The following is a 19,907-nucleotide window of genomic DNA, read 5'->3' as shown; positions in this document are numbered from 1 at the left end:
ATGCTAAATCAGCGGCAAATACAAATCATGGAACGTCTCGAAAACGGCAAAGCAAGCGGTTTAGAACTGGCAAAATTAACAGGAACCTCGAAAAGAACGGTTTTGCGGGATATTTCTCAGATGAACCACTTGCTCCAATCAGTGGGAGAGATACGTTCTAGCCAAGCGGGTGGTTACCAATTGCACATCGAGGATAAAATGGCTTATCGGAGCCTTTTGCACCAGTCGATGTATGACGATGAGCTTATTTTGTTGGAATTATTGCGCCATGATTTTCGGACACTCGATGATTTAGCGACCACTTTATTCCTGTCAAAACCGATGATATCGGAGAAAATTGTCTTTTTGCGGGGACATTATGCGAACCGTTTGGAGATTAAATCGCGGCCGAATTATGGGCATTATTTGGACGAGCCGCTATTTCGAAAAATGATTTTGCTTGCGAATTTGATTGATAAGAACCCGAGTTTTTTCTGTGAGCGTTTGGGGATTCCAAAAGATGATTTTGATGCGCTATTGCAAAGGATTAGGGAGTTGGATGTTGCTAGGTATTATCCGAATATTCATTCCGCCCATTTAGCGAGTCTGATTTTGGCGGCTATGGTATTGGGGGATGATGGGGAGACCGGGGAAACTTCTTTTTTGGAAGGATTGGAGATTCCGGCTGGGGCGCAACATTTATTAGCTCTGTTTTTTGATAGGCAACAGCAGAAAAGTCAGTTGATTACGACTAGTGCTATGCAGGAAATTTTGCAGCAACAGGGGGAACAGTATAGTGCGTTAGTGTATGATATGGAGTTGGCAGAGCAGCTGGTTGGCCACTTGAAGCGGAGCATTGCGTACCCGATTATGTTGCATGATCGCAAGCTGCACAATATTTCTAATATAAAAGCGGTCTATCCACTGGCTTTTGACTTGAGCATTACGTTTGTTGCTAGTGTTAATGAAGCGTTTGGCATCGAATTATATGATATCGACTTAATTGGTCTATATTTTTCGTGTGCGATGGAACGAGGAAGGCAGGCAGCGGCAAAAGTCATCTTATTTTCGGACCAGTATGCAGTGGCTAGCATAAATAAGCAGATGATTGAGCGAGAAATCCAGACGGTGGAAGTCATTGTTGTCATGCACCAAAAAGAATTGGAGCAAAAGCTGGAGCAGCACGATATCAAATTACTGTTGAATAATCATGCCGTATATCCCGATGTGGACGCAGATGTGGCATGTATCGACATCAAAAAAATTATTACTAAAATGGAGTTACAGGCGATTCAAGATACATTGGAAAAAATTGATGTTCGCAAAAATATATGTACCTTTTTCCCTGAAGAATTGGCAATGGGTTATGATAACCAAGTGGATGAGGATTGGGACACCATTGTGCGTGGCATATGTACGGAGCTCGTGGAAAAAGCTGTTTTAACCCCAGATGAAGCATTTAAAATTCAGGAACGTGAGCAAAAAGGGAATAATTTAGTGATTAATCATCTTGCGTTGCCACATTGTACGACGGCAAGAAATCAAGCTTTTTTTGCTGTATTTGTGCACTTGGCGAGGCCTGTTCTCGTTGACGGGATGGCTGTGCAAAATGCCTTGTTTGCCTGTGTGAATCCGAATGTGAGTACGGAGTTGAAAGTTTTCAGTTATTTGTATTATGTGCTTAATGAGCATGATGATAAGACGATTTTGGAATTGCCGGACTATGCGTCCTTTATCGCTTGTATTGTGAAAAATTAAAAGCAGGAGTCACATCTTCCAAAAAGAATGGATGCGTGACGCCTGCTTATTTTTAATGCTTATTTTGTAATGTCATTAAAACTGATTTGGTGCATTTCTTGGCCTTGTGCGTTGTAGCCAATGACGCTAATGTCATCAGTAACGCGAACTCTTTGACCGTTTAGCAAAGTATTGAATGTGTAAGTTCCATTTGATAAAGTTGCAACTTGTGCCACTCTTCCTTCGACAATAAGTTTAACAGAAGCAATATCTGAACCGTAATTGCCAGAAAATGCTGATTGCGATAGGCTAAGAGAGTCTGGTGCTGTGATAGAGTAGCTGTTGATTGATGCTACAACTGGTGGAATAACAACGTCATCTGCATATCCTGGTTCCATTTCTAGCTCGTGCATTTCTGAACCGAATGCGTTGTAAGCAATGACAGAAACGATGTCTGTGCTACGAATTTGTTTGCCGCTTAGTAAGCCGCTGAATGAATACGTTCCGTTTGACAATGTTGCTACTTTAGAAACTTTACCATTTACGATAAGTTTAACAGAAGCGATGTTAGAACCGTATTTGCCAGAGAAACCATCTTTTGTTACGTTTAGTAATTGTGGTGCTGTGATGGCGTTACTGTTTTGTGCGCTAGTAGCTACTACTGATTCTGCGGCGTGTGCACCCATTGGGATGGTAGCCATTACAGAAGTTGTCAGCATTGTTGCAGCGACGGATACTACTGCCCATTTTTTGATAGTGTTGTTCATTGTTATTTGTCCTCCAATTTGTATAGAAAAACTGTATCTTTAGGCAGGGATAGGTATGCTCCTCGAGGTAAATATATAGGCATATTATCGGGCTTTTTCAGTTAACAGAAATTCCTTTATATGTAGTAACTCGCAAGTCGCTACTCGTATAATGATAGCACCAATTAAAGGTATAAAAAATACAAAAACTCCAGTCAGCAGTTGCTATTTTTGGTTAAACTGTGTTGATTTCGTCACATATTAAAAGGGTGCGGTATCTTCTTAGATACGGCACCCTCGATATTATTTTCCAAAATTAACGCTGAATGATTTGCCGTTTTTGGCGGCTGTGTTTACTTGGATACGCCAATTTTTACCGGATGTTGTGACGCTGACTTCTGGGGATTTACTTTTGACTTTGTGACCTGCGACTTTTGGTACTAAAAATACGATTTTGCTTTGTTCCATGCTTGGATCGGCAAGGGTGATTTTTTGTAGTGTCGCGGATTTGCGGATCATGATGGAGCCGCGTGTTTGAGCGACGATGCCGTTTAGCGTGCTTGCTTGACGGAAATTTGCGATCCAGAGGTTTTGTGATTTATCGAATACGGCTTGTTGATTGAGATTGTTAGCGCGGATTTCGATGTCGATTTTTTTACTGTAGGCCTCGGTTGCTTGTTTGGATTTACCCGGTAGGATGATGTAGCTGTAAGATTTATTGGTCGGTTTTTTGCCGTGAGAAATCGTGATGCCTGTGTAGTTTGCACTGACTATTTCGTTGCGGTTGCGCGTGTTTATGGTGTTCCAGTTGCCGGTCTTCGTTTTTTTGTAGGCTGTGACGTTGGTGGCTGTTGGGAAGACGTAGCCGATATTTTGACTAGGAACGGCGCCGTTTAGATAGGCCCATTTGGTCGTGATGTTTTTTGTTTGGCCGAGATTGATGGTTTGACCGCCAACGACGAAGGTATTGAGGTTTGTGTTAAATAGTTTACGGTTTTCGACGATGGTTTCGGTGCTTAGGTTTTCTTTTGAAGTAATGCCGGTGCCTAATGCCACAATTTTACCGTTTAGGAAGAACCAGGATTTGCGTGCTTCGAGCGTGCTTCCGGTCACATTTTTCATATTGTAGTGCATCGTTGAGGAGCCGTTTTGTTGATCGGATACGCCGCCGGACCAAGCTTGGGTATTAAGGTATTTGGCGTTATCGGATGTAATTGGTTTTGTTTTGTGGTCGGTTGTTGTGCCCGCGAGGCTTGTCATGTCAACGGTTGGGTAGTAGTTTCCCTCGAATGCTTCGTCGCCGTTATAGAGATAAAGCGCGCCAGTTCCTGTGTAAAAGCCTAATTTATTTTGACCTCCAATGCTTTCAAATGCGGATATTTTTTTGGAGAACATGCTGATACCAGCGACATAGGAAGATTTGATATCGACCATTTGACTTGCGCTAGCCATCATTTTGTTTTGGGTCCGATTTGGGTAGGTTGCGGGAATTTTTTTGTTGAGCAAAATGGATTGGAACGTTTGGGCTTGCGGAATAGTCAGGTTTTTATAGAAATCGAGATGTAGAGATTGACTGATAATTGAAGATTTCATAATATTGGCATATTTCCCGCGATAAGCGACATTACTATTTTTTTGACTAATTGTAAACATGTCATAAAGCATCGTTTGTGCGATTTGTTGGTTCGAAACAGCTTTTAGAGAAACGCCGCGACCGCGAGTCATATCCAGAACTTCATCTTTGTAAAGTACAGGAAGATAAGTAGTGTCTAAGTAAGTGAACATCATAGGAAGTGAGCGCAGGTTGCTAAATGATTTTGTACCAGAAAGCAATTGATAAAAATCTGCGCTACGAGCTAAGACTGCCGCGCCATATCCTGTTGTGTATGGTGTATTTGCATGTTGAATAAAGGAGCCATCTGCGTAAAATCCATCACCAGAAGTGACCGGCGTATACACACGTTTTACCATCTCCGTGCCCATGTTAATCTTAGCCTGATTCCCTCCAAGGACACCACGTATGGTCACAATAAATCCTTTATCGAGACGGTTTGCGCCAGTGCCGACATCTTTTGCGGTAGCAGTTGCAGGTTCAAAATAGTCGATAGCTTTTAAGTAATTTTGTAAAAAGGTGCTAGAAATATCAGGTTTCATTAAAACTAGCGTATTTACAAGTGAAATCGGTGTACCAATTTGCAAGTCATACCAATTCCTATTTAATTTACCTACTTTTGCGCTGTAAAGGTTGTTGTAGAACCAAGTTAGAGAGTAAATAATATCTTGTTTTAAAGCAGCATTACGATAATAAATCGAGTTTGGTGTTTGGTATAGAGTCGCCATTTTTTCGATATTCGTTGCAATGATTGTGGATTGTGTGGAATTGGTTTTCCAAGCTGTCACATTTGAGAAAAGATAGTTTTTCTTTGGATCTTTATTTAGTCTGGATAGTACATTTTGCTGTAACGCCTGTTCTTTTTCAGCCAAAGTCAGTTTTAAGGCAACATTGGAGGCTGGAAAAGCTTTACCGACCAATGAGACTTTCCAATTGTTTAGAGACATATTTTGTTCTGCGATTGTTTGGGCAAACGTTTTATCACCAATAGCTAGCAGTGAGAATAAAACTAGGAAAAAAACAACAATATATTTTTTCATGGTAACTGCACCTCCGTGTTCCTATTTTCGACACATTTTCTGTCGTAAGGTTGGTTTCTTTACTTTAGTACCCATGAAAATGCGGGGGAAAACACAAAAGTTCGTTCGTGGACATAAATTAGACACATTTAGAAAGCGGTTAAATGAATAATATGTATAAAAGATTACATTATTTTGTTAGTTGTGACAAAAGAGTGATTTATTATGATGTAAAAAATATTACTTTTTGTATTTAGATGAAAATTTTTTTATTTAGGAGGGTTTAAGACGCAAAAAAACCTACTGAGAGCCAGCAGGTTTTCATATTTTTGATGGATTATTTGATTTTTCCGAGATCTAAGATGATTTTAATTGCGAATAATAAGATGATAAGGGGTAAAAAGACGCCGCCTAATTGTCCACTGAAAATGCTATTTGCTGCGGATAAGATAACGAAGATGCTTAGCGCGAAATAGAGCATTTTGGGAACGAGGATGCCTTTTCTTAGTTTGGAGTAGTTATTGAATAGTAGTAAGGCGAATATCGCGTAAAGGACACAGAACACGGAGGCTAGGATTTTTGCGATTTGTAAGGCGTGGATTGCGTCGGGCTTAATGTCTTTTGTTGATAGTGCGAATAGTACAAACACGCCTAACAATGTAAATATGGCGAACAGCGAACAAATAATCGCGAGCGTTAATGTCATCCAGCGCGGATTCGTCAGCTGAGCACGCAAAACGGCTTTTTCGTCTAGTTGATTTTCCATTTTTATAATAGCTCCTTCAAATAAAGTTTTTGATTCTATTTGAATGTACCATAGATGCGCCGAATTATAAAGTTGTTATGTGACGTTTCGCACTAAAAAAGTACATCGAGATTGGCCACCAAACGACGGCGAAAATCGGATAAATCGCCCAAATCACGCTTGGCGAAAAGGCCCAGTTCATTCCGATGACAAACGCGCTAATCCAAATACTTGCTTGGATGGAGAAGGCGAAAAAGTTTTTGTGTTTGGCGTGGTATAGCGATAATGGCCACCAACCGATTGCGAAAATGATGGCGATTATCCACGGATAGCTCGGTGAAAAGGCAATGTTAAGCAACGCATAGTAGATAATCGTTGTTGTAGCGCCAATCACCGCGGCAGTCATCGTGTACGCTTTTTTTCCGAAAGCTGTAAAAACTGGCCAGAAAACAAGCGGGTAAAGGGCGTATAGCACCCAAAGAACATCCGGCGTTTCGCGTAGGTTGATGACAGTTAGCAGGATAATGAAGACCGAACTAGTGAAGAAAGCGAACTGTTTTAAATTTTGGCGGTAAACGAAATACATGGATAAGGGCCAGAGAAGTAGGGCGATGCAAGGATAGATGCTCCAGTCGAGCGTTGGTGTTAGGAAATAATTGAGCATGACTAGGAAAAACATACAAATCGCGCTACCGACGATTGAGAAGCTGACTAAACCTTTCAATTCATGACCTCCCCTTGGACGCGAAGGCATCTAAAGTACATGGCGAGCGGCCACCAAACGATTGCAAATGCAGGGAAAACGACCCAAAGAACGGTTGGCGTGTAGTAAATATTGATGAAAAGAAGCAAGCCGATGATAATCGCCGCGCCAACGAGTGAGAATTGGAAATGCGTCCAGGCGAGATACGATTTAGGCGGTTTCACACGAGCCTCAGCCAGTTCCATACGTAAATCCGTCAAATCGCCGAGTTCGACAATCGCTTTATTGATTGCATCCTCCTCCGATTTCCCTTGCGCCATAAGGATATCCACTTTGTCCTCGAGACCGTGCAGAATTTCCTCTTTCATGAACAGACTTTCCTCCGTCACCGGGATATCTGTGAATAATTGTTCGACATGTTTTTTAATAGTTATCATTTTTAAAACCTCCAAAGTATTCAAAAATACAACTGCGCGCACAGTGTTCTATCTGATAGAGTAATAATAGCACGGATTACTCTGCGTGTCAAAGTAATCATTGTAAGTCTTGCTCGGCGTACTTTGCCGAGTTAGAGTTTCAATATGGCTAGGAGCGAAGCGAGTAGGCGAATCCGTCAAGCAGGTGAACATGAAAAAACACAGAACTTGGATTCTACCAGAGAACAAGACAGAAGGAAGCAGAGAACCCTGACCACTTGCAAACAAAAACGACTAACCAACCAAAGCCCCAATATGGCTAGGAGCGAAGCGAGTAGGCGGGACCGACAAGTGCATGAAACATGAAAAAAGCCGAACTTTGATTCTACCAGAGAATAAGATAGAAGGTTGCAGATAGCCTAGAACAATCACCGAGCAGAAACGCCCCAGCAAACCAAAAAACCGCCAAAATCCAATAAACCCACAAAACCCAACCTTCAAACCCAATCCCCAAAACTTCTTTAAAACCTAATATTTTGGTAACAAATTGTTCATCTTTTATGGGTAAAGTAAATGTATGAGAAAAGTTTCGGAAGGGTTGGATGGGATATGTGGCGGAAATTAGCGGTGTTTGGCGGATGTTTACTTGTGGCGGTTGCATTATTTGGATCAATAAAGGCGTATTCGGCGAAGGTCAAGGATGTTGACTTATCAAACACGACGCCGATTGTGCTTGTTCACGGCACACACGGAACGGCGAATTCGTTCAACGGGATGATTTCGCGAATCACAGCTACATACGGCAAATCCACGGATAAAGTGATTGTTTTGGTGAAAAAAGATGGCACGCTAGAATACCAAGGAACGCTAAGCGCCAAGTCAAAGAATCCTTTTATCCAGATTGTGTTTGAAAATAATGATGCACCGATTGCTCAAGAAGCGAAGTGGGTAGATACGGTTATGAAGGATATTCAGAAGAAGTACAACGTGACGCAATACGATGCGATTGGTCACTCGAACGGTGGATTGGCGCTGACGACGTATGCGGAGGAGTTGGCGGATGATTCGTCACCCACGATGGAAAAATTGGTCGTGATTGGAACGCCGTTTAATGATTTGGATGCGGATGATAATGTGGCGACGACGGATTTTGTGGATGTGACGAATAGAACAGCGGAATTGCAGCAGTATATCATGGATAGTTCGAATTTGGATGCGAATTTGAAGGTGCTTTCGATTGCGGGGGATTTGGATGGTGATTCGGTATCGGATGGCGTCGTACCAGTGCAGAGCGCGCTTGCTTCCCGCCTGATTTTTGATAGTGCAGTGGCGGAGTATAGTGAGCAGGTCGTGACGGGTTCGAACGCGCAACATAGTGATTTACATGAAAATACGACGGTTGACGCGATTGTTGCAGCATTTATTTATTGAATTAAAAAACCGCTTATTGTAGTCTGATGTGCATATCAGACTACAATAAGCGGTTTTCTTTATATCAATCTACTCTCTTTTTTTTGCCCATTACAATATTTGTGTACGTATTTACCGTTAGGAAGTAATAAGCGATAAACATCAATGTGAAGGCGCCTGTACTTATACTGGCTGCGAGTATTATGTTCATTTGTAGCAGGTTGGCTAATGCGACAAGTGCGACAGAGCTGTGCATAATTCCTAAAATAAGTGGGATTAAGAAGATGACGAGTACTTGTTTGGCGATCGTTTTACGAATTTCTTTTCGATCTAAACCGATTTTTTTCAAAATATCATACGTTGCGATATCATTATAGGCTTCTGTTAGTTGCTTGAAGTAGATGATACTTCCAGTTGCAGCAAGGAAAACCAGACCGATGAACATGCCGATAAATAGCAGGACGCCTGTTCCTTTCATCAGAGCTTCATAATTCTCTGGATAACTTCGGAACGCTGCGTTTTCTGGAAGTACTTTCGCTATTTGTTTGCTTAGTGCGATGGCATCTTTTGGTTGATCAACCATGATGGATTGGATTGTCATTTTATTTTTGCTGGGTAGTGTATTTGCGACATTATCGGAAACGACAAGTAGGTTGTAAATGGTGCTAAAGGGCAGGTCTGCCATGGTTTTTGTGACGGTTATTTTTTGATTGGTGCTATTTTTTAAGGTGAAGCTTTGATTTAGTGTATCGCTTGCAGTAGTCGAATCAGCCGAGATAAGTATGGCTTCATTGTCTTTTAGCGCTGGTATTTCTGAATCATTGGGCTTTTCTAAGGTCAGTAATTTATTGTAAGCGGTAAGACTAATGACTGCAAAACCTTTTTCTGGAACGTATGCAAATGACATTTCACGATCACTTATTGCTTTTACATAGTTGATAGTCGTTTCTTGATGCCCAGTCATAGGTGTTTTTGTGTTGTTTTGTGCAAGTGTTAGCGCTTTTTGATTGCTTGCTTCATCTGTAATCCGATATTCAAAAGTGGCAGGATTACTCAAACCAGCGTCTTTACTCACGTTGTTGTAGAGGCCACCGACCATGCCGATTGAAACCAGTGTCATGCCGGTCAAAACTGCGATAGTAGCAAGCGTTCTGGCGTTGGAAGTGATTCGGAATGTGAGCTGTGAATTGCTTATAATATTCGTGCCGTTATAGAAAATCCGTTTATTTTTACGAATCTTGTTCAGGAATAATGGTAGGAAACTGTTGAGTAAAAGCACTGTTCCGATGATTACGGAGGTCATAATAAGTATCATACCGAGTTCAAATTTGAGTTTTCCCCAAATAGAATCCTTCGTTATGAGTGGTTGCAAAGCGATAAAGTAGCCGCCTAAAATCAAAACGAGTGAGAGTAGTGCTAGGAAAGGGTTGCTTTTCGGTGTTTTTTCGCGCTTGCTTTCTGAGTGAAATAGGTCGAGTAATGTTGTTCGGTAAATGATCCGGTAACCGGTAAGCGATGTGATCAGTGTGATGATAATAAAAATCACGACGGTGTTTATCACAGCATCCATCGAAAAGACGAAATTACTAATCCCGCCAAGTTTCATCATGTTGAGTAGTATCGCGACGAATACCTTGGACAGTAGCGTGCCGAGGCCTATCCCTATAACTAGAGCGCCAACACCCATGAGAAAATTTTCATAAAAGAGCATCTGACCGATTTCTTTTTTGCGAAGTCCAAGGAGAGAGTAAATGCCGATTTCCTTTTTTCGTTTACGGGTAAAAAAGTGATTCGAATACAAAATAAAGATCGCGACGAAAATAATTAAGAGGATCGATGATGCGTTAAACATGCTGGCGAGGCTGCTGTCATTATCGAGACGGGCAACGACTTTTGGATCTTTTGACAGCGATACGAAGGTATAATAAATCATGATAGAGAAAATCATGGAAGCGAAGTAGAGAAAATAGTGAATGAAATTATGTTTGATGTTCTTTTTTGCTAAATCAAATAACGTCATTCATATCCCCTCCTAATTGCGCCAATACATCCAGAATTTTTTGAAAAAACTCTTTGCGGGTTGTTGTACCACGATAAATTTCAGTATAAAGCGTGCCGTCTTTAATAAACAAAATCCGTTTGCAGAAGCTGGCGGCATAAGCATCATGTGTTACCATCATAATTGTCGAATAGTCTTGTTCATTCAATTCTTTTAAATTTTCCAATAAATCGGTTGCTGATTTGGAATCAAGGGCACCGGTAGGCTCATCCGCAAAAATCAAGCTAGGATTAGCGATAATGGCGCGACTTGCAGCTGTTCGTTGTTTCTGACCACCAGAGATTTCGTTGGGATACTTATCCAAGATGTCACGAATATGGAATGTGTCAGCCACTTTTTCCAGTTGTGTTTCCATTTTCTTCACAGGATGTTTTGCGAGCGCGAGGGGTAAAATGATATTTTCTCGAACACTCAGCGTATCGAGTAGGTTATAATCTTGGAAAATAAATCCTAGCTGATCACGGCGGAACGAAGACATTTGTTGTTCATTCATTGTCCCCAGCTCTTGACCGGAGATTTGAATTTCACCAGAAGTAGGTTTGTCGATGGTGGAGAAAACATTAAGCAGCGTCGATTTCCCAGCGCCACTTGGACCCATGATGCCGACAAAATCCCCCTTTGTAATTTCCAGACTGATATTATCTAAAGCGGTATAGACGTTTCCTTTAATACCATAAATTTTACGTACATTCTTTGCTTGTAGAACTATTTCCATGTAAACTCCTCCTATATTGATGACTTATACTCTCAGTGTAACGATAAAAGTAAGCATCAACCAGTGCCTAAGATGACATTATGCGTGATAAAACTTACACTTTTGTAACTCGGTTTGGATTGAAAAAGATATTGTTCCGATTGTTTCCGTGATATACTTTTTGACATAGGTTTAGGCTAGGAAGGGGTGTGTGGTCGTGAAAAAAATCGGATTAATTGGCGGAATGAGTTGGGAATCGACGACGGAGTACTATCGGATTATTAATGAGACGGTTCGCGAAACGTTGGGTGAGCTCCATTCGGCGGAGATTATTTTGTATAGTGTGGATTTTTATACGATTGAGCAGTTGCAGCATGAGGGAAAATGGGAGGAGGCTGGGCGCGTTTTGGCGGATATTGCGGTGAAACTGGAGCGGGCTGGCGCGGATTTGATTGTGATTTGCACGAATACGATGCATAAAGTGGCACGGCAGGTGGAGGACGCGATTGGGATTCCGCTGCTACATATTGCGGAGCCGACGATTCAGGCGATTGGTGCGCGAAAATTGGAGCGGGTTTTGCTGCTCGGGACACGGTACACGATGGTGGAGGATTTTTATAAAGGTCGCTATGTGGGAAGTGGCGTCGAGCTCCAGACTCCCGATGATGCGGATGTGGAGACGGTGAATCAGATTATTTTTGAGGAATTATGCTTGGGTGTGATACGTGAGGATTCGCGGGCGAAGATGCTGGCGATGATTGAAAAAGCGGGCGAAAAAGGGGCTCAGGGCGTTGTTTTGGGATGCACGGAATTGGAGTTGTTGATTCGGGAGCAGGACGTTGCGTTGCCAATCTTTAAAACCGCGGAACTTCACGCCAAATATGCGGCAAAGGAAGCCTTGCGATAAGGCGCTAAAACCGTTATAATTTGGATAAGGCGTAATGAAATTTTGAAAAGAGGTTTTTAAAGAATGGAAAAAAGCTCGATTTACGGGTTAACGATGGCGCAGCTTGGCGACTGGTTTGAGGAAAAAGGCGAGAAGAAATTCCGCGCGACGCAAGTGTGGGACTGGCTTTATGTCAAACGTGTCACAGAATTTGCGCAGATGTCGAACTTGAATAAAACGTGTGTGGATATGTTGGAGGAAAACTTCACGATGCATACGCTAAATGAACAAATTAAACAGGAATCTAAAGATGGTACGACGAAATATTTATTCCAACTATCGGATGGTAACTTGATTGAAACGGTTATGATGACGCATTCTTACGGGCTTAGTGTTTGTGTGACGACGCAAGTGGGATGTAATATCGGCTGTACTTTTTGTGCGAGTGGGTTGCTGAAGAAGCAGCGTGACTTGAATGCTGGCGAGATTGTGGAGCAGATTATGAACGTGCAGCTTTATTTGGATTCGAAGGGGAATGGCGAGCGTGTCAGCCATATCGTGGTTATGGGTATTGGCGAGCCGTTTGATAATTACGATAACGTGATGGATTTCCTTCGTGTTGTGAACGATCAGAAGGGCTTAGCGATCGGAGCGCGTCATATTACGGTGTCTACAAGTGGTCTAGCGCCGCGCATTATTGATTTTGCGAATGAGGATATTCGTGTCAATTTGGCCGTGTCTCTACATGCACCGAACAACGATTTGCGTACGCGCGTGATGCGGATTAACAAGACATATCCACTTGAAAAATTGATGGAAGCAGTCGAGTATTATTTGGAGAAAACGAATCGCCGTATTACGTATGAGTATATTATGCTAAAAGATGTCAATGATCACAGGCAAGAAGCGCTTGAACTCGCGGCTTTAATCGGTGAGAAACGCCATCTGGCTTGGGTGAACTTGATTCCGTATAACCCGGTCGATGAGCATGATCAGTATCAACGTAGCGATACGGAGGTTATTGATGCGTTTTATGAGACATTGAAGCGTAAAGGCATTAACTGTGTCGTTCGTCGCGAGCATGGGACGGATATTGACGCGGCATGTGGCCAGTTGCGTAGTAAGCAAATTAAGAAAAAAGGTGTTCGGGAACGGATGCGTGAAAAAGCAGAGGCTGAAGCAAAACAAGCTGCTGCAGAATAAATAAGTAGGGATGATAGCCCAAGTAAATCGGCGACAAGCGCTCGCATTCCACAATTTTGGTGGACTTCCGGTTCTCACATACACCAGTATGCTCCGCTTCCGGTTTCCACCAAAATTGTGGAATACAAACGCTTTCGCTCGATTTGTTTAAAGCGGAATCCTCGCCTTATCCATTAATAACGGGTAGGCGTATTTTTCTTTATCCGGAGCCTAATCCAGGCTTTTCTTACATAAATGGGAGATTGGAGACGATTTTATGAAAGCGTTGGTTTTTAATGAGTTTGGGAATTCGGATGTATTGCAGTATGTGGATATTCCTGACGCGGTGGCGGGGAAGGGCGAAATTTTGCTTGATACGACTGCGATTGGATTGAATTTTGCGGATATTTATCGTCGTAAAGGGAACTACCATCTTGTTGGGGAGCCGCCGTACGTGCTTGGTTATGAGGGCGCGGGTGTTGTTGTGGCGCTTGGTGAGGGCGTGACGGATTTCGCGATTGGGGACCGGGTGGCTTTTTTGTCGATGTGCCACTTGCGAATGCGGAACGTGTGGTGGTGCCTGTTGCGCAGGCGATTCCGATTCCGGACGCGATTCGGGATGATGTCGCGGCTTCGGTTCTGTTGCAAGGCTTGACGGCGAGCTATTTGGCGAAGGATAGTTACGCGATTAAGTATGGGGATGTGGCGCTCGTTCATGCGGTTGCAGGCGGTGTTGGCCAAATGTTGACGCAGATTATTACGTCGCTTGGAGGCAAGGTGATTGGCCTGACGTCGAGTGAAGAAAAGGCGGAAGTCGCGCGCAAACTTGGAGCGGAAGAAGTTTTGCTATATAGCGATAATTGGTCGGAGAAACTTGCTGGAAAAATCGATGTGGCGTATGATTCTGTAGGCTCGACGCTGATGGATAGTTTCCAAGCAGTGCGTGATAAAGGAACGGTGGTTTTTTACGGCATGTCTGGCGGCGACCCGGTATCAGTTGACCCGCGGATGTTGATGGATACTTCGAAAACCTTGACGGGCGGCGATTTGTGGAGCTTTTTGACAAGCCGAGAAGAGCGAATCAAGCGTTCGCATGCCTTGTTTGAAATGATCAGCGCCGGCAAAATAACGGTGAATAAGCCGCGGAAATTTGCGTTATCAGATGGAAAAGCCGCACATGATTTGCTGGAAAGCAGAAAAAGTACGGGCAAAATTTTATTGATTCCATAAAAAAATAGCAGGTAAACAGGATGGCGATTATAGCTCCGTTTACCTGCTATTTTTATGCTTTACAACGTTCTAATATGTTATCTAATTGCGCGTAATCGGTGGGGGAAGGCGGAATATTCCAAAGCAAGCCGTTCGCCTGAATATCTGGCTGTTCATAGAATGGGAAATCACTGATAATTAAGTCTACGTGCGACTGGGATTCATGAGATATGGTGTCGCTACAAAAAATGACTTGGTCCGTTGAATATTTCTTTTTAATTTCGCGTCGAACATATTCCTCCCATAAATAGCCGTTCTCAGAGATGACTTTGACGTGGATTTTGGGACGTTGCTCTGACTGGTCGATTAAAAGGCTGTATATTTTAGTTAAATGTCGCACGATTTCAGACTTATTTTGCCGAATAAAACGGAAATCTAGATGTGTTTCATACGATGTTAAAATGGCGCGAATTTCTTTATACAGGCTTATTTCTTCAGGTGAAACGTGTGCTGGTGGCATTTCGGGTAAGCTTGTCATTTTGTCGATGAAAGTGAAGCATGCGAGGAAATCCACAGTTTCTCTCATAGCCACTTCTTTATTTGGAATGGAATAGGCATCTAACACGCTTGTCAGTTCAGAAGCTAGCATACTTTTCGGCACATGCATATCGGGAATATATTTCGCGCGTAAATCGGAAAAGAAAGCATCTTTGTACATGAAATGGCTCCAAAAAGCAGTAATTAGCGTGAAATAGCGCTCGCTGTCGGATAATGAGTTGCCAGTGATATTTTCAAGGATACCGTAATCGATGGTCATCTTGTCTGGTTGAGTCGCGACGGCTTGATTCCAGGCGTGAATGAGCGATTCATCGAGAGTGACGGGATGTCCTTGTTGCGCGCGTGTCAAGGAAATAGCAATTGAAATGGCGTATTTGATTCGTGAGGATAGAGAAAAGTGAATGTGATAAAAAGCTTCGACTTGGAGGATAAATTGGTTGATAGTTTCGTAGGGGATGTCTGGAAACGGCCATTCGGTGTATGGATAGGATTTACTATAGATTTGATAGTAGAAGAAACGTAAATTAATCTCAGGACCTTTGATGGCAAGCGGTTGCGTCTCTAAAATAAGATTACTTTCGGCAAGATACGCATCGATTTGGCGAACGCGGCGATACATCGTTGGAAGGCTCGTATAATTTTCAGCAGCCCATTCAGCTAGATTTATCTTTTTCCCAACAAAAATGTCCTTGGAGAGTAGGTAGAGATGGGAATTACTGATGACAAATGCATAAAGATAGGCGAAATTGACATGTTCACCGACATCAAGCAGAATGTTTTTATGGCGATCTTCGTAGACATAAGCCACATCTTTATCAAACAGTTCTTGTAAGGACACGATGTCGCTTTCCAACGTTTTGATAGAGCAATGCAGTAATTGGGCAAGCTCTTTTTTTTGATAGGTGCTCGGTGACTTAAATAAAGTTTGTAGCAAATGAAGTTTACGGTACTCCGAAGCAATGATTAAATTTTTCAAAAATCGACACACTCCTAGCTCATTTCTTCACAAAAAGGCTACAGGGACAGACGAAAACAAACACCTTGCCTAGTAACAGGTTCGGTGTTTTCATAGCTGCATAGAGATAGTTTTTGCTATCCATATTCATTCAGTTTGTTAACTATATCACACCGTATTTTATTTGTCACGATTTTTAAGGGAAAAGTATCCATAAAACGACTGGAATTGTGACAATACTGAGAACAGTGCTGATAAAAGTTGTGCTGGAAACGAGATCTGGCTTGGTATTGAATTGCACAGCGAGCAAAGTTGTGTTAGCAGCGGTTGGCATCGCGGCAAGCAAAATCATGATTTGTTTCGTCATCGTGTCTACCGGCAGAATCAGCGTAAATAAAACGGCGATAAGTGGGGAAATGAGGAGTCGCAAAATAAGCGAAATCGAGACTTTAGGGATATCAATACGGCGAAACGAAATGACCGCGAGTTGCATGCCGAGTACAATCATGATCGTTGGAATCGCTGCATCCCCGACTAATTTTACGCACGTCATCACGCTGGCTGGGACTGGGAAATGAACGAGTTGCAGGACAATCCCAAGTAGTGCCCCGTAAGCGACAGGCATCCGAACCACGCGTTGCCATACAATTTTCATGCTGGCGTTTTGCGAACTTCCCCGAGCTGCGAAAAAGACCCCAATCGTGCTCATCGCGAGTTGTTGCAACACCATCAAAATAACCGCGATATCAAGCCCAGCCGCGCCAAAAATCAGCAAAACGACAGGCGTCCCGTAATTTCCGTTATTCATGAACGCCGAGGCCAGAATCATCGCGCACGCATCTTGAATATCGTAGTTCATCACTTTCGCAATCACATAAATAATCACAATAATCGATAAACAAAGCCCGACAACGAAAATCAGTAAATACGCATAGTCTATCGTCAATGGATTCGTATAAAACGTATTAAACGCCAAAAACGGCGACATCAAATAAAGCGTCAACTTCGACAAATTCGGAATATCGAATTTGAGCGTTTTCTGACCAATAAAGCCAATCGCGAAAATTCCGAAAATCGGCAACAAAATCAAAACAAATTCCATCCAAAACACCCTTTTCTCAAGTTAAAAACCTTTTTTACTATCTTAGCATACTTTTTCTATTAACAGGAGCTGGTAAAGAAAGAAACGCATCACTGATAATTTCTCAGCGTATGCGTTTCTTTTTAGCTTATTTTGTTACTGTTTTTTTACCTTGAGGACGGATATCTTTCACGAATAGGCTTAGAATCAAACCGACAACCGCGAAGGCTACGGCAACGAGGAACGCTGCTTTCATACCGTCAAGGTTCGCTGTCAATGCTTGGCTTTGGAATGCTTGCGGATCAGCCATCGCTAAAGCTTTTTCAGGCATGTTGCTCTTCGTTACGTTACTTAATACCGTAATTAGAATCGCTGTACCAATTGAACCGGCAACTTGGCGAATCGTGTTGTTCACCGCGGTACCGTGACTCATCATGTTCAGTGGCAACGAGTTCATACCAGCTGTTGACATCGGCATCATAACCATCGAAATACCGAAGAAACGCACGGCGTAGAAGACGATAATATACATAGTAGACGTGTCTTTTGTTAAGAACATGAATGGAATCGTACCCGCGACAAGTAATGTCATACCAACGACTGCGAGTAGTTTCGGTCCAATTTTATCGAAAATAATACCGGTAATCGGGCTCATAACACCCATCACGATCGCACCTGGAAGTAGTAGTAATCCGGAGTGCAGCGCGGTTTCGCCGAGAATATTTTGGATGTAAAGTGGTAATACGATTTCTGCGCCGATCATAGACATCATCACGATCGCACTAATAATCGTTGAAAGTGTGAAAACTGGTGATTGGAAAACGCGAAGTTCGAGCATCGGTTTTTCCATTTTCAGTTGGCGCCATACGAATAGGACTAAACCAACAACACCAACTGCGAACATCGTAAGCACAAGGCCGTCTGTCCAACCGTCTGTACCCGCGCTACTAAAGCCGTAAAGCAGGGCACCGAAACCAAGCGTCGAAAGCGCAATCGAGAGAATATCGATTTTCGGATTCGTTAGTTCCACGACTTTTCTCATCGCGAAAAAGGCGAAGATAATATCTAGTACTGCGATTGGAATCAAGATGATGAAAAGCATGTGCCAATCATAGCTGTCAACAATCCAACCTGATAAAGTGGGCCCGATAGCAGGCGCAAAAGCGATAACTAGTCCGACCATACCCATTGCTGCCCCACGACGATCCGGTGGGAAAATAAGTAGGAAAATCGTTTGCATCAGAGGCATTAGAATCCCGGCCCCAGCTGCCTGTACAATACGTCCAGCAAGTAACCATGCAAAGCTATCTGAGAAAGCCGAGATGATGGTACCAGCTGTAAAGACGATCATTGCTGTTAAAAATAGTGTTTTCGAGTTGATTTTACCGATTAACATAGCCGTAATCGGAATCATAATCCCGTTTGTAAGTAGGAATGCTGTTGTTAGCCATTGCCCTGTAGAGGCTGTGATGTTTAAATCGACCATAATGTGTGGAAGAGCCGTTGATAGAATCGTTTGGTTTAAGATAGCAACGAATGCCCCCACAAGCATTACTGTCATTAGTAACATACGATTATAAGGTTTCCCGTGGATATCAACGGGTTGTTCCGCGTGTGCTGTTTGTGTCATGTTCAATCTCCTTTTGATTTAAAAGTAATTAGTTCACTTAATTAACTATTTGATTATTATAGGGCAATTTCGCAAAAGAGTCAATGAAAAACGTTGAAAAAATTTGGAACGTAAAAATGGTAGCGTTATCTTTGTTTCTAGACCTCTTTTTAGAACGAAAAAAATACGATGAGCAGAGACGAAAACCCTGTTCACCGTACTTTTGATTGTAAAATTACCGACCGTCGCCGTATTCCCAATTAGTGATCGTATCGTCTTCATCGAACGTCACGAGGACATCGACGACCCCTTTGACAGTCAGGATGCTTTCTTCTAGGCGATCTTTAACGTCATCAACCTGAGCGAGCGTCATATTTGGATCGAGTTCGACCTCCACTTCGACATGGAAAAAGTCGCCTTCTTTTAGAACCGTAATGACCTGGATATCTTGCACGTCGGGATCTGTCATGACAAGTTGGCCGATTTGGACCTGCATTACTTCGTCAGACTCGCCAATCGCGCCGGCCGCATTATCAAGAAATACTTTGCCGACAACGAGGAACATGAGGATACCGATGAGGATAGAAGCGACTCCCTCTGCTTGATGGTACGGCGTGTAATAGGAAATAATAATCGCGATCATCGCTAAAAGCCCGCCGCCAGTTGCGACCGAATCTTCCAGGAAAACGAGGCGAGTTGCCGCTTTTGCCTTGCCGAAATTCGCGAGACTATCTTTGAAAAGCTTGAGGCCACGCGATTCTAGACCAACATCATGCGCGATTTCACGCATTGCTTTCACGAGTACGAAGCCTTCTAGAATCGTACAAACTCCCAGAACGAGAAGATTAATGAGGAAACCTGTCGATTCTGTCGGATGAAAAATGTGCGCGAGGCCTTCTTTAATCGTTTCGAATGCCATGATACCAACGATAAGAACGGCGCCGAGAAGCACGAGATTCACGACACGGCCAAAACCATTTGGAAAGCGCTTTGTTGGGCGTTTTTTGCTGAGTGCTGAACCAACGAATACGAAAAACTGGTTAGCCGCGTCCCCGAGACTATGTAGCGTTTCGGCGAACATGGCGACGTTTCCTGTGAAAACGTAGGTGGTTCCTTTAATGATGGAGACAAGCACGTTGACGATTGCCGCGGTGAGTGCCGATTTGTTTCCCTTTTTTAGCAGTTGAAATATTTCTTTCAAATTGGGTTCCTTCTTTCTGGTTTTTAGAGAATGTTCTTTCCTTCAATCCTTATTAAGCGTGGGAAGTGCTGGTAGTGATAGGCCCATGTTGAGAATCATGATTAGT

Annotated in this window: 15 protein-coding genes and 1 pseudogene; 5 read left to right on the top strand and 11 right to left on the bottom strand. The window is 42.8% G+C overall.

Annotated features, from left to right (window positions below; translation table 11 throughout):
• The gene (locus EP58_RS14795) at positions 1-1,737 is read left to right on the top strand and encodes a PTS sugar transporter subunit IIA (RefSeq protein WP_036094607.1); all 1,737 of its coding nucleotides are present in this window, start codon (positions 1-3) and stop codon (positions 1,735-1,737) included.
• Between the two features lie 59 nt (positions 1,738-1,796).
• Here the strand turns inward: EP58_RS14795 and EP58_RS14790 are convergent, their stop codons facing one another.
• From EP58_RS14790 to EP58_RS14770, 5 genes are all read right to left on the bottom strand, one after another.
• Positions 1,797-2,483 carry an immunoglobulin-like domain-containing protein gene (locus tag EP58_RS14790; RefSeq protein ID WP_036094606.1) on the bottom strand — a complete coding sequence of 229 codons (687 nt, stop codon included), beginning with the start codon at positions 2,481-2,483 and terminating at the stop codon, positions 1,797-1,799.
• Between the two features lie 282 nt (positions 2,484-2,765).
• Positions 2,766-5,114 carry a polysaccharide lyase 8 family protein gene (locus EP58_RS14785; protein WP_052171466.1) on the bottom strand — a complete coding sequence of 783 codons (2,349 nt, stop codon included), beginning with the start codon at positions 5,112-5,114 and terminating at the stop codon, positions 2,766-2,768.
• A 316-nt stretch (positions 5,115-5,430) separates the two neighbouring features.
• Positions 5,431-5,859, bottom strand: a complete 429-nt coding sequence (locus EP58_RS14780) for a hypothetical protein (RefSeq protein WP_036094605.1) — start codon at positions 5,857-5,859, stop codon at positions 5,431-5,433.
• A gap of 64 nt (positions 5,860-5,923) precedes the next feature.
• A complete protein-coding gene (locus EP58_RS14775) occupies positions 5,924-6,562 on the bottom strand; it encodes a hypothetical protein (RefSeq protein ID WP_036094604.1) in 639 nt (212 codons plus the stop codon).
• Complete coding sequence (locus tag EP58_RS14770) at positions 6,559-6,978, bottom strand: permease prefix domain 1-containing protein (RefSeq protein WP_036094603.1); 420 nt, start codon at positions 6,976-6,978, stop codon at positions 6,559-6,561. The genes EP58_RS14775 and EP58_RS14770 overlap by 4 nt, the downstream gene beginning before the upstream one ends.
• Before the next feature lie 588 nt (positions 6,979-7,566).
• On the opposite strand from EP58_RS14770, the gene EP58_RS14765 reads away from it, so the two are divergent.
• Positions 7,567-8,388: an alpha/beta hydrolase gene (locus EP58_RS14765; RefSeq protein ID WP_159106229.1), complete on the top strand. Its 822-nt coding sequence runs from the start codon at positions 7,567-7,569 to the stop codon at positions 8,386-8,388.
• 64 nt (positions 8,389-8,452) lie between these two features.
• Here the strand turns inward: EP58_RS14765 and EP58_RS14760 are convergent, their stop codons facing one another.
• Positions 8,453-10,387 carry an ABC transporter permease gene (locus tag EP58_RS14760; protein ID WP_036094602.1) on the bottom strand — a complete coding sequence of 645 codons (1,935 nt, stop codon included), beginning with the start codon at positions 10,385-10,387 and terminating at the stop codon, positions 8,453-8,455.
• The gene (locus EP58_RS14755; protein ID WP_036094601.1) at positions 10,374-11,141 is read right to left on the bottom strand and encodes an ABC transporter ATP-binding protein; all 768 of its coding nucleotides are present in this window, start codon (positions 11,139-11,141) and stop codon (positions 10,374-10,376) included. Before EP58_RS14755 ends, EP58_RS14760 begins: the two co-directional genes overlap by 14 nt.
• A 196-nt stretch (positions 11,142-11,337) precedes the next feature.
• Between EP58_RS14755 and EP58_RS14750 the strand changes: the two genes are divergently transcribed.
• The 3 genes and pseudogenes from EP58_RS14750 (at position 11,338) to EP58_RS14740 (ending at position 14,418) form a co-directional block, all read left to right on the top strand.
• A complete protein-coding gene (locus tag EP58_RS14750) occupies positions 11,338-12,027 on the top strand; it encodes an aspartate/glutamate racemase family protein (protein ID WP_036094669.1) in 690 nt (229 codons plus the stop codon).
• A 63-nt stretch (positions 12,028-12,090) separates the two neighbouring features.
• A complete protein-coding gene (gene rlmN, locus EP58_RS14745) occupies positions 12,091-13,209 on the top strand; it encodes a dual-specificity RNA methyltransferase RlmN (protein ID WP_036094600.1) in 1,119 nt (372 codons plus the stop codon).
• A gap of 256 nt (positions 13,210-13,465) precedes the next feature.
• Positions 13,466-14,418: pseudogene (locus tag EP58_RS14740) on the top strand (quinone oxidoreductase family protein).
• 52 nt (positions 14,419-14,470) lie between these two features.
• Here the strand turns inward: EP58_RS14740 and EP58_RS14735 are convergent.
• The 4 genes from EP58_RS14735 to EP58_RS14720 all read right to left on the bottom strand — a co-directional run bounded on the left by EP58_RS14735 (position 14,471) and on the right by EP58_RS14720 (position 19,801).
• Positions 14,471-15,931 carry an AcpB/EbpR/MafR family transcriptional regulator gene (locus tag EP58_RS14735; protein WP_036094599.1) on the bottom strand — a complete coding sequence of 487 codons (1,461 nt, stop codon included), beginning with the start codon at positions 15,929-15,931 and terminating at the stop codon, positions 14,471-14,473.
• Positions 15,932-16,106: 175 nt separating this feature from the next.
• Complete coding sequence (locus EP58_RS14730; RefSeq protein ID WP_036094598.1) at positions 16,107-17,012, bottom strand: AEC family transporter; 906 nt, start codon at positions 17,010-17,012, stop codon at positions 16,107-16,109.
• A gap of 127 nt (positions 17,013-17,139) precedes the next feature.
• Positions 17,140-18,621: an MDR family MFS transporter gene (locus EP58_RS14725; protein WP_036094597.1), complete on the bottom strand. Its 1,482-nt coding sequence runs from the start codon at positions 18,619-18,621 to the stop codon at positions 17,140-17,142.
• 214 nt (positions 18,622-18,835) lie between these two features.
• The gene (locus tag EP58_RS14720; RefSeq protein ID WP_036094595.1) at positions 18,836-19,801 is read right to left on the bottom strand and encodes a cation diffusion facilitator family transporter; all 966 of its coding nucleotides are present in this window, start codon (positions 19,799-19,801) and stop codon (positions 18,836-18,838) included.
• Positions 19,802-19,907: the final 106 nt, after the last annotated feature.

This window comes from Paenilisteria newyorkensis (genome assembly GCF_000766145.1).
GTDB lineage: Bacteria > Bacillota > Bacilli > Lactobacillales > Listeriaceae > Listeria_A > Listeria_A newyorkensis.
This window is presented reverse-complemented; position numbering and strand designations above follow the sequence as displayed.

Coding starts and splice junctions, on each gene's coding strand:
- EP58_RS14795 (WP_036094607.1), top strand. CDS start 1: ATGCTAAATCAGCGGCAAATACAAATCATGGAACGTCTCGAAAACGGC.
- EP58_RS14790 (WP_036094606.1), bottom strand. CDS start 2,483: ATGAACAACACTATCAAAAAATGGGCAGTAGTATCCGTCGCTGCAACA.
- EP58_RS14785 (WP_052171466.1), bottom strand. CDS start 5,114: ATGAAAAAATATATTGTTGTTTTTTTCCTAGTTTTATTCTCACTGCTA.
- EP58_RS14780 (WP_036094605.1), bottom strand. CDS start 5,859: ATGGAAAATCAACTAGACGAAAAAGCCGTTTTGCGTGCTCAGCTGACG.
- EP58_RS14770 (WP_036094603.1), bottom strand. CDS start 6,978: ATGATAACTATTAAAAAACATGTCGAACAATTATTCACAGATATCCCG.
- EP58_RS14765 (WP_159106229.1), top strand. CDS start 7,567: ATGTGGCGGAAATTAGCGGTGTTTGGCGGATGTTTACTTGTGGCGGTT.
- EP58_RS14760 (WP_036094602.1), bottom strand. CDS start 10,387: ATGACGTTATTTGATTTAGCAAAAAAGAACATCAAACATAATTTCATT.
- EP58_RS14755 (WP_036094601.1), bottom strand. CDS start 11,141: ATGGAAATAGTTCTACAAGCAAAGAATGTACGTAAAATTTATGGTATT.
- rlmN (WP_036094600.1), top strand. CDS start 12,091: ATGGAAAAAAGCTCGATTTACGGGTTAACGATGGCGCAGCTTGGCGAC.
- EP58_RS14730 (WP_036094598.1), bottom strand. CDS start 17,012: ATGGAATTTGTTTTGATTTTGTTGCCGATTTTCGGAATTTTCGCGATT.
- EP58_RS14725 (WP_036094597.1), bottom strand. CDS start 18,621: ATGACACAAACAGCACACGCGGAACAACCCGTTGATATCCACGGGAAA.